Below are 13,814 nucleotides of genomic sequence, written 5' to 3'. Positions count from 1 at the left end.
ACTTTAGTCCAATCCGATTGCACTCAAATTTGATTTATGTCAACGTCTGCTCAACAAACACAGAATAATTACATAACATCAACAGAGTAGTAGAAGTGATGACAACGACTATTAAACTTTCGCCAGTTGCACTGGCACTCTTTGCGTGCTCCGCCGCGATGGCTGAACAAGCCGACGAACAAAACATAGAAACCATCTCAGTATTGGGCTCTAAGGTCTCCAACCGGACGGCCACCGAGTCGACCTCTCCCATAGACATACTGGATACCGATCAACTAAACAAAGGCGGCTTTACTGAATTAGGTCAGAGTCTGCAATCCATAGCACCCTCATTTAACTTTAGCCGAACTCAAGTTTCGGATGGCTCTGACTTGTTCCGCCCGGCAACATTGCGTGGCCTTCAGCCAGATCAAACTCTGGTTCTGGTCAATGGTAAACGCCGCCATACTCAGGCCATCTTTGGATTATCTGGAACAGTTGGAGCCGGTGCCGCCGGCACAGACATGAACTCCATTCCTATGATGGCGCTGAAAAATGTCGAGATACTCAGAGACGGCGCCGCGGCGCGTTATGGCTCTGATGCCATAGCGGGTGTTATCAACCTTTCTTTGAACGACAGCACCGGTGTCACGACAGGTTTTGTACAGGCTGGCTCGACTGGCGAAGGCGATGGGGATACCTATTCTCTGGGCCTGAACCGAGGGTTTGATTTGGGCAGCCAGGGCGGCTTTATCAATGTCTCCTTAGAATATCGCGATGCCGATGGTACCAACCGGGCCGAGCGTGATACAGGTGGCTCCTCAACCACCGCCCCCGGCACTTTATCCGATGATGTACGCTGGAAGCAGGGCAATTCTGACAGTGAGTTTATCTCAGTGTTCTACAACGCAGCGCTGCCTGTGGGTGATAAAGAATTATACTCATTTGCCGGCTTCTCAAACCGGACTGCTTTAGGTAACGGCTTTTACCGCGATTTTAATCGTGCAGAACGCAACGTCCCCCAAGTTTATCCGGATGGTTTCTTACCGCGGATCGATAATGAAGCTGAAGATCTGTCCTTCGCAATTGGTCTGAAAGGCGATATCAACCCAGACTGGGCATTCGATGTATCCAGTGTATACGGCGAAAACCAATACGACTATTCGTCATCCAATACCATCAATGCATCTTATGCAGCAGAATACCTGGCTAACAACCCTAATGCATCTGCACAAGACATTGCCAGTAATGCCGGTCCCAGAGGCGGCTATTCGGGCGGTTTCAGATTCGACCAGTGGACCACGAACCTGGATATCAGCGGCATTATTGACATAGACGGTGGCGAGCCGGTTTACCTGTCTGTAGGTGCCGAATACCGCAAGGAAAATTATGAGATAGTCCCCGGTGAGGTAGCCTCTTATGCTTGTGGCATATCAAATTCTGACCGCTCTTTCCCGTCTATCCTTGATGCTGAAATTTTCGCCGACTGTGGTTTTCAGGCTTATCAGGGGCTCAGGCCGGATGCAGCCAATAAAGCCGAACGCTCCAGCCATGCCATTTACATAGAAGCAGAAACCCTGCTCAATGAAGACTGGCTGATAAGCGCAGCGCTGCGCTATGAAGACGTGTCTGATTCAAATGATGACACCATCTGGAAACTGGCAACCCGTTATGAACTGACAGAAGATCTGGCACTACGCGCCGCAGCCTCAACGGGCTTCAGAGCTCCGTCGCTACAACAGTCGGGTTATACTGCCTTTACCACTTCGCTAGGTGGAGACGGCACACTGGCTACCTCTTATACAGCAACCGCTGGCTCACCGTTCCCCGCCGCGCTTGGCGTAGATGGCCTGCAACTGGAATCCTCGGATAATTATAACTTAGGTCTGGCCTGGGATGTCAGCAATGATTTGTCTGTCACTTTGGACTTCTATCAGATCAAGATTTACGACCGCATCAACCTCGGCAGCTTTATAGGCGTAAACAGCGATGAGCTGGATGCTTTCCCGGCTGCCAACGCCGCATTAACAGCCTCTGGTGCCGTGCAAGGTAACTTTTTCTCTAACTCGCTTGACTCGACAACCCAAGGGTTTGATTTAATCGCCTCCTATTCACTGGCTCTGGCAGCTGGTGAGTTGGACATCACCTTTGCAGCGAATAAAAATAAGACCGAGATTGATAAAGTTAACGCGCCTCAGGGTATTCCTGACAACATTGTACTTGATGCACAAAGACGCTCATTCCTTACTCATGGTCAGCCAAGAGAACGCGCCACGCTCACCTTTGACTACCAGCAGGACGACTGGAATACCCTGCTGCGCTTTAATTACTTTGGTAAAACTGAAGTCAGCTACTTTGCTGGCGGACACATTGTGCTGCCAGACTTCTTGTCGCCAACCAACAGCTGGCAGGAAACCAGTGTAGTTGAGTCGGCCGTTTTAGTTGACATCAACGCGGGTTATCAGCTGACAGACAGCATTGCGCTGTCTGCCGGCATTGATAACCTGTTCGATGAAACACCAGATGAGCTAGGCGAAGATGAGGTACTTAACTTCATTACCAATGGTGCGATGCGCTACCCATTGCGCGCTTTGCCCTACGGTTTTGACGGTATGACTTACTACGCTAAGGTGAGCTTTAGCTTCTAAACATGAAAAGGGGTGATAGTCATCACCCCTTTCCTTTTAGTACAGGTATGCAAAGGCGTTCTTCGCAGAAAAAGTTCAAACAGGCTGACAAATTCTGTATGTACCCTTGCTTAGCATCACTTAGGCGACTTATCATCCACCAATATTAGATGAGACCCTCTGGCTCATTTGCGTATCCTCTGCAAACTCGCTCATACCCGGGCGCTTGTAAAACACTGTGCGGGTGTAGTTTGAAATAGCCCAGATCACCCCTTCTCTGTCCACATCAATATTGTAAAAAGCGCCAAACTGAACCAGCTCACCATGGTTCAATGTATACACACTCTGCGGGCCATCATTGCTGCCATACACGCTAGCAACCAGATAAACCTGACCACTACCCACCGCAATGTCTTTAAGTGTGCATAGCTTTCCACACACAACTGATTGCTGCTCCCAGCTTACCCCATTAAACTTATATAACTTGTCACTTTCGGTGATCGCCCAAATTACCCCACCCAGTGCAACATCAATTTTGGTAATGAATTCGTTGTCAATTCGATAACTGCCTTCGAAGTTTTCTGTAGTGTTATTGAACTTCTTTAAAGTGCCATCTCCGTTAACGCAGTAAACATGATCTACCGTGAATGAACTGACATCCTTCGCTCCCCAGCAGCCGGTCACAGGCTGCCAGTTACCTTCTTGATATCTGAATGCATTGCCACTTTCAGCAACGCTGAATGTCGCGCCTTCGTAGTATGCATAGCCAGGATCATTGGGTGAAGTACCAAATTGGTAATGAAAGTACCCACCAGAAGCCGCAACCGCTTTTTGCCCATAAGGGAGGGCGATTTGTTGCCAGGTACCCAATGAGTCATCTTTTTGCACATAAGGTATGCCCTGATGATCAATCGCAACACGCACGGGTGAATTAACATGTCCTTCTGCCAGTACGGTTGCGGAAGAAAGTGTGGCCGATGCGATAATTAGAGCCTGTGCTATGTGTTTTATTTTCATATCCTTACTCCTGTAGATGACTGGCTTTAAAAAGGCACAAACGCTACTGAGCGTAGCAAAATCTCTGCACCCAAAATCTAGCCAGCGTTATTTTGGTAACATTTTTAACCATGCATGTCGCTCGCAACCTTGATTTCAATCAAAGGTTTGTAGTAGTTCCTAAAATTAATACTTCTGTCAAGAAAGTGACTAATCTGGCAATAAATTATCAGATGCAGGGCTCCCCCTTGGGCGATACTCCGTTGCGCCCAGTCAGCAGTTGAGGAGAGTTTCATTAAACACCGATATAATAAAAACGAATAATATATTCCCATGAGTTTATTTATAAACCTCATTAATATCTCACATGAGAGTAAATATTTGTTCTTTTTAATAACGACGCTCAAGTGTAGATAGCTGTAAACAGATCAAAAATTCGCTACAGATAACTCTCGTAGGAACAAATGGCGCCACCGGATAAATATTAAAAGCAATAAATACAAAAACATAGAATCTAATACTTGATGTAATTAACCCGTTTTTATTGCTTTTATTTGTTCTGTGGCTGCCATTTTTTGCACTGATTTTGTGACTAATACTTATTCATTATCAGCAATAATGGTTCGTTATATCATAACAAAAACATCACAAAAAAAGAACTTTGCAACTTAATTGACACATTTGTTAACTTTAATTATATTCACTTCCCTCTCCCAGCCAACCGAAGAATAAAAAATGAAGAAACTGACTTTTTCGCTTATTTTAATAGGCATATTAATATCATATTGGCTTTTTTCCGGACCAAACTCAGAAGTTCAACATATTCCACACACGCAAAAAGATGCGTTAATAGTGAATAAAAACGTAGATAAGGCAGAGCCCCTTGTTGTTTCAGCTTCACCTAAGCAACACATAGAAGTTGCCCAAAATACAACAAAAGAAATAACGCAGGACGTGGAGCGATTACCGCAAGATATTGGAGAAATAGCATCAATCTCTGATAGCGCCAAAGCCATATTGATAGAAGCAGGCGTGCTGGTAAAAGATATTAGTGAAGAGGCCTATGTCGAATTCAACCTAGCTGCCATGCAGCAACTGGAGGTTGGCGATACCTTTGACTTAACTATCCCACAGACCACCGAAATGCATCGGGCAGAAGTCACTCAGGTAGATGTATTTCCCAACGGTGACAAAAGTGTTTTTGCAAAAGTAACCGGCTCGGATAACCGCTTTCATAATTCGGTAATGACAGTGGGCAGTGATGCCATTTACGGACAATTCACCGTACCTTCTGGCAACTATGTTTTTGAATCCCATGGAAAACATGGCTGGATAGCCGCAAAACGCGACCTGTATAAAAATCATGTAGAGCACACGCCTCAAGAGCGTGCGCCTGCAGAAGGGGCTAAAGATCTCTTTTCCCCGCCTATCAACACTCAAACAACAAGTAAGAAGTAAGGAAAATCAATATGAAAAAAGCAATCTTGGCGTCGGCGCTCACCTTAGCCTCAGGTTTCACTCAGGCGAACACAATCGACATTGCTATCCTGTATAGTGATGAAGCAGCAGCCAATACATCAAACATCCAAACGAAGATTAATCAGCTGATCTCATTTTCGAATCAGGTGTATAGCCAAAATGAAATTAACTTAAGACTTAACCTGGTTGCTTCAGCTTCTATCGGCAATGCGCAGGTAACAGCCGACGAGAACTGGCTAAACGCACTGACGGACAGTACATCCATCGCACAATATCGTGATGCAAATAATGCTGACATGGTTGCATTATTAGGTGTTGGTTCATCTGCAGGCAGCAATCTCATTAGCTGTGGTATTGCCTGGGTTGGCCAGGGCAGCAATGGTAATTTGTATTCGTCTCAGGTCAACAAGATGTATTCCATCACTGCTGTTGACTGTGGTGCAACCACCTTTGTTCATGAGTTAGGCCACAACCAGGGTTTAACACACGCTCGCAGACAGGGTGACACATCGGGTGGTGTATACCAAGATGGTATGGGGCATGGTGTCTATAATGTATTTACCAGCATCATGGCATATCCGCATGTCTTTGGCAGTGCAACGCAGTATGACTACTTTTCAAACCCTAACTGGACAGCAAACGGCTATCCTTTCGGCGTTGAAGGCGAGTCGTACGCATGGAAAACTGTGAATGCAACAAAAGACGACATTGCAAACATGAAATAACACGCTGCCTTTATCTTCTATCAGGCAAATAGTCTTTGAGCGCTCGATGATGGGCGCTCTTTTTGTGTCACCAGATTACATGAAATTGAAAGTGACGTCTGTAATAAACCCGCAACGGCGACGCGCAAGAACTGCCACTCGTAATTATGCACATATGCACCAAAAGCCTGAGCTTATCTCGTTACATCAATCAATTTGACACTTTTCGGGCATGCCTGTACATACTTTGTACCCTCTAAAACGTTCTCAGCCACCACCTGTACACCCAAAAAGTTAGCCCCAAAGGGAGCATCAATATAATAAAATAGAATAAGGCACCTTTTATTACCAATTAGCCAATAAAGCTAAAATTAATTGAACAACATAACAAAACAAACGGATGACAAAAAAACGTTATTAGCTTAAGAAACAAACACCCCTGTCAAGAAAAAACACATATCCTCAACAAACAACAATTTCAGTTCAGTGTATAAATATCAGTAAGACACAAAATAGAAACCCAAGGTTAATATAAATGAAATTGACAATTTAAACACCAAAACATCAAATATATCCCGATTCAACTGAATCACTTTAACTAAAACCCTAAAAAGGATTATTAAGATGAAAGTTAGTTCTATTGGAAAAATTGCAACATTATGTTTGGCAGTAGCTACAACGGGTGTATTTGCAGCTCAGGACACAGCAGATTATATGGAGTATAACCTGGGAGACAGCATCTACAGAATTCCAGCGTCACAGGCTAACAATATCGATGAAATCATCACATTAATTGAAAGCCGCAATGACGTTTCTGACTATGGCGTTGTGACATTAAAAGCTGACATTCCGAATGCTGAACTGTCAACATCTGACTTCTCAATACAAGCAGGTGGCTCACTTCGCCTGTATAGTACGTTCAACGCAGGTTACCTGAACGACTTTGATGCAGTACTATCATACACATGTCCTAGCAACATGTTTATCAAGTCAATCTCAAGCTACCACGACAATAAGAGAGAAGACCGTCGTTTTAACATCGAGTGTGGCAAGTACACTACGTCTGGTGGTGCACGCCTTTACCGTAAAACAGTAAGCTGGACCGGCTATGTAAACTCGTACGATCAGGCTTTCAACTATACCTGCCCGGCAGGTAAGTTCTTGGTTGGTGTATACAGTGTACACAGCAACAGACATGAAGACCGCGTATTCAAGTTCGCCTGTGCCGCTATGGCTGAGTCTTCAGCAAATGGTTTTGCACTAAGTGCTGAAACATGTTCGAACGTAGGCCCAACTAACTTCGATCAACCCTGGCACCTGGGTTCAAACGGCGCGCTTGTAGGCATGGCTAGCCGTCACAGCAATTCTCACGAAGATCGCGAAACAAGTGTTTCTTTCTGTACTTCAGTATCTGACTGGTAATAACAGTTAGCATGCAGGCATTATGCTGTAGCCTGCTTTAAATTTAAAAAGCTATAATATAAGACTAAACCACCACTACAATACAACACTTACATAGTTAAATTAAAAACCACCATTTTATTTTAAAATAAAGCCAGACGGGCAATAAAACCATCATGAACCTATTTTCATAGATGACCTGTATTATTTTAGTGAGTAACCCAGCATGGACCAACTCAGGTATATGGCCAGTTTGGGTAGGCAAAACATGATGCCGCTACCAAAGCCCATAATAATATCGTCAACCAGTACATACAGGGCTGCTCACTTCGCACATAGGGCTGCCACAAATAGCTGACCCCTCTTATCAAGTCATAGAGCAACCACAACAATAGTCCAAAACCAAGCCAATAGCTCCACGGCAACCCCATCCACATTTGCAACTTCCCCACTATAGATTTTCACAATGACAATTTACACCATAACTTGCAACCTTGTTAATTGTCAACATGACAATCAAAACCTCTGTTGATATAGTGACTGAAATAGCGGAACAGGAGAAACCATGGCAAGACCAAGTATGGCGGCACAACGCACTGAAGAGATACTGGATGCACTTGAAGCCTGTATTTTGAAATATGGGATCCAAACAACGTCACTTGAAAATATCGCAGAAACCGCGGGAGTGAAACGCACCATTTTGCGCCATTACATCGGTAATCGTGACGATATCATTTGCGCACTGAGTACCCGGCTACGCTCCCGGTATTCTGAACAATGGCAACAAGTTTTGCACTGGCTTCCCTCGACGAATAAGATTGAATCAATCATAGATGCTTTATTCACTGTCGGTTCTCAGGAAAGGATCAACGCAACTATTATCGGTGAAGCCATCTTCTCAGAAGCTAAGCGTTTGCCAGCTATCAAACAAGATCAGACCAGTATCATGGATGAGTTTATTACGATTATCAGCGATGTTTTACGTCACGAATACCCGGATTCTGACCCAGATAAAGTGGAGCTGGTTGCCCACGGAATTTACGCGAATTACCTGCTGTCAGAATCTTTTTTACCTCTAACCCTGGTTGATCAGGTTTATAAGCTCAAAGCCGCCTCCAAACTACTTTGTACCACACTGGCGTAAATCGATCACTTGAAAGAAATAAATTTTCACATTGACAATTTAACACTCGAAATTTAGGCTATGCTTCATTCGTCACACATCGATAGGATTTTGATATGAAGCTAGCCAGCTCTTTGGTAGTCACAGGGATCATTGCCATGTCAGTTTGGGGGGTTGCTTTACTACAGCCAATGCCTGTACAAGCTCTGTCCTCAGCACACCCCCATTCAACGACTCAGAAACAATCCCCCCTCGCGGCAGCACGCTCGAATATAGTGACAGAAGAACAAAACACCTTACAGGTTACTCTTGATACACTGATTATCTCCGGCAATACAGCAACTTTACCTACAGATAAAGTGCAATGGCTTTGGCAGGAATTTAATACTAATACGGCCTTAAATAGCCGGTTGATCAAGCAGCCCCTCGCGGTCTATGTTGTGTATAAAAACTTCTCAGCTAACTTTGAGCAAGCCACTGTTACTATCGGCTATTCCATCGATGCCCTTTCTTCTGCAGATGACACCGTCACGCTCGACGCTACGCGCTATGAACAGCTGTTATCAAGAAAAAAGCATAGCGTTCAAGATATTGCATTAGCATGGCAAGAAATCGATTATCGAAGACCAATAGAAAGGGTCGTTGAGATCCATTACCTGTCAGATCACAGTGCAATAACGAGCTCTGAATTACTGGTAGATTATGGAGAGTAACCCCATGGAATTGTTAACCTTTCCTATATCAGAAGACGATATCTGGTGGCTCGAAGTCTTTATCAACGACTGGTTTTTAGTCATTGCATTGGGCTTGTTCATTGTTGAAATGCTCAGGTACGCCTGCAAAAAGCAATTTACCAGAAATCTGCTTGGCGACAGTATTGCCAACTTTGTGACTCTTGGGCTGTTTATGTTTTTGGTCGCGCTGATTGCGATGACTTATGTTGGTATATTTTTCTACGTTTATGATAATTTCAGAATTGTAGACCTGCCACTTACACCCTGGACCATATTGTGCTGTATTGTGCTGGCCGATCTCGCTTATTACTGGGAGCACCGCTTTTTACATAAGAACGGCTTTGCCTGGGCAACACACACGGTTCATCACAGCTCACCACATTTCAATATTTCCGTTGCTTATCGTCATGGTCCAATGGATTGGTTTTTCCCGCTGTTTTTTTACCTGCCACTGGCGCTTATGGGTTTCCATCCGTTTATCATCTTGCTGGCCGAGGTGGTCGTGCAGGTCTATCAAACTTTATTGCACACAGAAACCGTAAAGAAACTGCCCCGCCCGATAGAAGCCATCTTTAATACTCCTTCTCATCATCGGGTGCACCATGCGACGAACAAACAGTATCTGGACAAAAACTATGCGGGCATTTTTATTATCTGGGACAAGCTGTTCGGTACCTTTGCCAGGGAAGAAGCACAAGTCAGATATGGCGTCTTTCCACGAGTGAACAGCGTAAACCCGTTTACCATTTTTTTTAGCGGGTACGCAAAGTTGTTCAGGCAAATCATTAATGCCCCAAGCTGGACATACAGATTTAAGTTACTGATAAAGCCGCCTATCTGGGCCTGGCAACAAGAACAGAAAAGCAAAAAATAGATTAAAATCAGTGGGTCAGACTTTTACAAAATTAAAGCGTGCGCTGTATGTCATATCGACCACCTTGAGCGCGAAACAGGTTTCCAAAATCTCAAAAGGAAACCTTTCCCATTAACGCAATTTCACCTCCAAACAAGACGGAACAGACTATTCCGATGCTGATATCACCGTGTCTTTTGCCAGTGCAAAACTCACAAACAACATTTTTATCAGATAGTTACTGACAAACTATATCATTCAGTCAAAGTAGAAAGTGAGAAATACACTTGGCTACTTATAACCAAACTGCTCAATTTTAAATCAAATTGTTATTTACATAAGTTTGACAATTCATACATTAAACGCAATATTTAGACCGTTCCAATCAAGGGAGAGTAAACTTACTCGGTTCAAAATGAGATGAACTCCATTATTAATTAAAAAACCAATTGGAACGATACAAATTACACTACAACATGTAAAAGAGAGCAACAGGATGAAAACACAACACTTAAATCCACTCACGCTGGCATTGTGCCTAAGTGGAGCGCTTATAGCTCCGTTAAGCTTCGCAAGTACCGACCTGACTCAGCCAAATGCAGGGATTATCACCGCCAGTGGGGAGAATGGCACAGCTGAAGGGCGCAGCAAGGCATTTGACGATTCTCAGTACAGCAAATGGCTGACCTTCACGCCTACAGGCTGGATAGCTTATCAGTTCAATACCCCTCAGATAGTATCGGGTTACACATTGACTTCGGCCAACGATGCGGCGAGTCGCGACCCGCAGGACTGGCAATTATTGGGCTCTAACGATGGCAACACCTGGCACGAACTTGATACACAAACCAATCAGATCTTTTCTGCACGCTATCAGACTCGTCAGTATAGTATTACGAACAATCAGGCCTACCGCCACTACAAGCTGAACGTCACTGCCAATCAGGGCGCGGGAATTTTGCAGCTGGCAGAAATTGAATTGCTGGGTGGAACGACACCACCGGGAGATTCTCTGCCACTCACAGACAGCCAGTCGCTCAGTAAAGGGAGCTGGCAGCATTATGGGCCATTCAATGTAGCGGGAAAGGTCTTGGCAACCACCTCAGGTAGCGGTGATGCCGATTTGTATATCGGCCTGGGTAGCCAGCCAACCACCAACAACTACCAGTGTGCCAGCACCTCGCCCACAGCTGCGGAATCCTGTCAGGCTCAGGGCAACAACTTGTATGTCTCCGTTTATGGCTGGTCTGCCACCCGTTACACCATCAATATACAAGAACAAAGCGACAATGGCGGCGGTAATTGGGATAAGCCGGTGGTCGATTTTGTTGATATGAACCCAGAAACTGCGGGCTCGCAACTGGTGAAGCGCATCATCAGCGATCCGGCCGCCCATATGGCAAAGCGTTGTGTAGATGTGGCCAAAGTGCTCTATACCGATCCGAAAGAATCGCAACGTTTCAGACACCTGCGTTTTGAACTCAGAGAAAAAGACGCCTGGGGCAACGACTTTGTGGCCTATAAACTCGGCCAGGGTGGGTCCGGTGAGATGACCATTGCCGTCAGTACTAAGCATCTGGAAAAAGTCTACCGGGAAGGAAACAGCGACGACAACGCGATCCGCGACGAAATTGACGGCATCTTATTCCATGAGGTTACCCATGGCTATAACAACTCTCCAATAACACACGACGGTTATGGTGACGGCGGTCCTTACTGGGCCTATACCGAAGGCCTGGCAGATGCTGTGCGGATTGGGGCGGGTTTTCATAAAACCAGACAACCGGACATCACCAACCCTAAAAAGTGGCTAGGCGGATACACCACTACCGGCTTCTTCCTGCACTACATTAAACAGGAAAAAGACCCTCTGTTTATCCGCAAGTTTAACCAGTCGGCGGAAGACTACACCAACTACACCTGGTCATTTGACCGTGTCTTCACCGATATACTGGGTATAGGCGTAGAGCAAGCCTGGCAGGATTACGTGCAGTTTATTCAAAACGGCGGACAGCTTCAGTACTAGTAAATAGCAAAAAGCCCGAAGCCTGGATAGGCTTTGGGCTTATGAGGGTTCAGCTGCTGTTACGCACTTTAATAGTCAGATCGGGCATATCATTCGTTATGTGCACCGCACCACTTCGTTTTTACACAGTAAAGCTCTCCAAAGCGCCAATTATAATTCGTTTATTGTATGCCGCCTGAAAACAATACGGACTTATCTATTGGACCTTCTGTACAAATCAAATGTGCTGTTACGTATGGCCAGTGAACGCTTTTTGCGTGAATCACAAAGCCCTGTTTCATTGTGTAGTCTGTCAGTTCAAATGAACCCGGGCATAGCTCGGCGGCTCTGCGCACCAGTTTCATCCTTAAACTGCCATATGATTCGGTATCTCTGCCGTCCACACGAACAAGAAAGCGGTTTTCACTGAGCACTTTTTCAGAATACCCATTGGCACCATTCTCGGGATACCCTGAGATGGGTTGGTAGTTACTACAACCTATTATTCCAATAGATAAAACGAGTATTAATACCTTAAGCAAGTTAACTCCAAAGATGTCTTTTTCCTGGTTAAAACGCAGAGGCACCTGTATTTAACCAGTCTCAGCTCCATCCGCACTTTCTTAGCTGACGCGAATTGAAACCCTTGTTATGCATTTTTCTGAGCGCTACCAGTGAGCTTAAACAAGTAATATAAAGCAGCAATCAAAGGGGGATAGAAAGAAAGAATAAAAATAATACCTGCATATTTCTCAACTAAATCCTCCAAAACGAACAAAGATGCCCAACCCGTAAACACAGGTATCACAATGGCTGCTATGAGCATTTCGAGACAGCGCTTAAATTCCTGAACCCAAACTTCAGAATCCCCTTGTACTATAGCTCGCACTTTTCTATATACTAGAACCAATAAGACAAATAACCCCATATCGAGTATTGCGCCTATATAACCTTCAAACCCAAAGTAATTCAAAAAATCCATGTCCTGCTCTCTGATTGCATAAAAAATGAGATGAACCTCTCTTTCCTGGCACTTGTGCCACACTAAAGGTACCAAACGATAACCTGGTTCTGTCCATCCTGAATAACATTAAAATCACAGAGTATCAATACAGCAAAATTTACTCAATCTTGACTGAATATAAAAAGTGGAAAGGCTACTGTCTGGATGTAATATCTCTTAGAAAGCATCTCGTTTTTTAAAAACAACCCAAACCTTGCTCTTTTACCGAAGAACCACTCTCAAACTTAGTGTACAGAGCTATTTGGTCATCAAATGACGATTACCGCATCTAAGTTTATTCGTCTTTTCGTTCTGGCTGAGGGGGAGATAGTAATGCTACAGATGCAATTTATGAAGCAGCCATGCACTTGCGATTTCACAGTGAAAAACTATGAGTGCCAAGCTATTATGATATTTTAGCATTAGGAAGCTGGGCTTAGTCGAAAGGAGATTTTTCGCTCTATGCCTTCACAACATTATGCGCTCCTGCTCCTATTTTAGATAGCATCCGTTATTAACGAAAAGACTCATATAACACAGCCAAGCAAGCTAACAATACAAGACCTCCTAAAGTGATAAGCTTTTTCCCCCTTTGTTTTTTTACTTCATCACCTGATAACTTTTCAAGCTTCAAAACATATAATGAGTAAGCAGGAAAGAGCAAAGCAAAGCCTAACCAAATAGAGATATAAAAAAGACTTTGGGTAAGCAGTGACGATGCACCCAATACAATTAAACTAAGCGGCAATATTTTTCTGTATGACTCATTTACACCGCCAGCATCGCATGAAAATTTACCACAAATTCTACAAGTGGCAGTGTAACTCCACCCAACCTAGTACAGCTCATTAGTAGAATTATGCTGCCTCAAGGTAGCCAACTGGAGTCATGTCTTCCAGCGCATCGTGAG

Annotated in this window: 11 protein-coding genes; 8 read left to right on the top strand and 3 right to left on the bottom strand. The window is 44.4% G+C overall.

All coding sequences use genetic code 11. The annotated features are described in order from the left end of the window. The first annotated feature begins 98 nt into the window (after positions 1-98). Complete coding sequence (locus ACXAH1_RS08450; protein WP_475195876.1) at positions 99-2,627, top strand: TonB-dependent receptor plug domain-containing protein; 2,529 nt, start codon at positions 99-101, stop codon at positions 2,625-2,627. 132 nt (positions 2,628-2,759) lie between these two features. On the opposite strand, the gene ACXAH1_RS08445 is transcribed toward ACXAH1_RS08450, so the two are convergent. Further along, positions 2,760-3,623 (bottom strand): hypothetical protein, encoded by an 864-nt coding sequence (locus ACXAH1_RS08445; RefSeq protein WP_475195872.1) that lies wholly within the window; start codon positions 3,621-3,623, stop codon positions 2,760-2,762. 714 nt (positions 3,624-4,337) lie between these two features. Here ACXAH1_RS08445 and ACXAH1_RS08440 point away from each other — a divergent pair. The 7 genes from ACXAH1_RS08440 to ACXAH1_RS08410 all read left to right on the top strand — a co-directional run bounded on the left by ACXAH1_RS08440 (position 4,338) and on the right by ACXAH1_RS08410 (position 11,922). Continuing rightward, complete coding sequence (locus ACXAH1_RS08440; protein WP_475195866.1) at positions 4,338-5,060, top strand: hypothetical protein; 723 nt, start codon at positions 4,338-4,340, stop codon at positions 5,058-5,060. Between the two features lie 11 nt (positions 5,061-5,071). Further along, positions 5,072-5,806 carry a zinc-dependent metalloprotease family protein gene (locus ACXAH1_RS08435; RefSeq protein WP_253050015.1) on the top strand — a complete coding sequence of 245 codons (735 nt, stop codon included), beginning with the start codon at positions 5,072-5,074 and terminating at the stop codon, positions 5,804-5,806. Between the two features lie 603 nt (positions 5,807-6,409). Further along, positions 6,410-7,207 (top strand): dermatopontin-like protein, encoded by a 798-nt coding sequence (locus ACXAH1_RS08430; protein ID WP_475195856.1) that lies wholly within the window; start codon positions 6,410-6,412, stop codon positions 7,205-7,207. Between the two features lie 544 nt (positions 7,208-7,751). Next, positions 7,752-8,330, top strand: a complete 579-nt coding sequence (locus tag ACXAH1_RS08425) for a TetR/AcrR family transcriptional regulator (protein WP_475195853.1) — start codon at positions 7,752-7,754, stop codon at positions 8,328-8,330. A gap of 95 nt (positions 8,331-8,425) precedes the next feature. Next, the gene (locus ACXAH1_RS08420) at positions 8,426-9,022 is read left to right on the top strand and encodes a hypothetical protein (RefSeq protein WP_475195849.1); all 597 of its coding nucleotides are present in this window, start codon (positions 8,426-8,428) and stop codon (positions 9,020-9,022) included. Between the two features lie 4 nt (positions 9,023-9,026). Further along, a complete protein-coding gene (locus tag ACXAH1_RS08415; protein ID WP_475195846.1) occupies positions 9,027-9,917 on the top strand; it encodes a sterol desaturase family protein in 891 nt (296 codons plus the stop codon). 475 nt (positions 9,918-10,392) lie between these two features. Then, positions 10,393-11,922 (top strand): basic secretory protein-like protein, encoded by a 1,530-nt coding sequence (locus ACXAH1_RS08410; protein ID WP_475195843.1) that lies wholly within the window; start codon positions 10,393-10,395, stop codon positions 11,920-11,922. A gap of 161 nt (positions 11,923-12,083) precedes the next feature. On the opposite strand, the gene ACXAH1_RS08405 is transcribed toward ACXAH1_RS08410, so the two are convergent. Together ACXAH1_RS08405 and ACXAH1_RS08400 are read right to left on the bottom strand one after the other, a co-directional pair. Continuing rightward, positions 12,084-12,443, bottom strand: coding sequence for a hypothetical protein (locus ACXAH1_RS08405; RefSeq protein ID WP_475195841.1), 360 nt, complete (start codon positions 12,441-12,443; stop codon positions 12,084-12,086). A gap of 107 nt (positions 12,444-12,550) precedes the next feature. Further along, positions 12,551-12,883 (bottom strand): hypothetical protein, encoded by a 333-nt coding sequence (locus ACXAH1_RS08400; RefSeq protein WP_475195836.1) that lies wholly within the window; start codon positions 12,881-12,883, stop codon positions 12,551-12,553. Positions 12,884-13,814: the final 931 nt, after the last annotated feature.

This window comes from Pseudoalteromonas sp. AWH4_217 (assembly GCF_056161105.1).
This window is presented reverse-complemented; position numbering and strand designations above follow the sequence as displayed.

Bases quoted from the DNA above. Each gene is read 5' to 3' on its own strand.
- ACXAH1_RS08450 (WP_475195876.1), top strand. From the start codon at position 99: ATGACAACGACTATTAAACTTTCGCCAGTTGCACTGGCACTCTTTGCG.
- ACXAH1_RS08445 (WP_475195872.1), bottom strand. From the start codon at position 3,623: ATGAAAATAAAACACATAGCACAGGCTCTAATTATCGCATCGGCCACA.
- ACXAH1_RS08440 (WP_475195866.1), top strand. From the start codon at position 4,338: ATGAAGAAACTGACTTTTTCGCTTATTTTAATAGGCATATTAATATCA.
- ACXAH1_RS08435 (WP_253050015.1), top strand. From the start codon at position 5,072: ATGAAAAAAGCAATCTTGGCGTCGGCGCTCACCTTAGCCTCAGGTTTC.
- ACXAH1_RS08430 (WP_475195856.1), top strand. From the start codon at position 6,410: ATGAAAGTTAGTTCTATTGGAAAAATTGCAACATTATGTTTGGCAGTA.
- ACXAH1_RS08425 (WP_475195853.1), top strand. From the start codon at position 7,752: ATGGCAAGACCAAGTATGGCGGCACAACGCACTGAAGAGATACTGGAT.
- ACXAH1_RS08420 (WP_475195849.1), top strand. From the start codon at position 8,426: ATGAAGCTAGCCAGCTCTTTGGTAGTCACAGGGATCATTGCCATGTCA.
- ACXAH1_RS08415 (WP_475195846.1), top strand. From the start codon at position 9,027: ATGGAATTGTTAACCTTTCCTATATCAGAAGACGATATCTGGTGGCTC.
- ACXAH1_RS08410 (WP_475195843.1), top strand. From the start codon at position 10,393: ATGAAAACACAACACTTAAATCCACTCACGCTGGCATTGTGCCTAAGT.
- ACXAH1_RS08400 (WP_475195836.1), bottom strand. From the start codon at position 12,883: ATGGATTTTTTGAATTACTTTGGGTTTGAAGGTTATATAGGCGCAATA.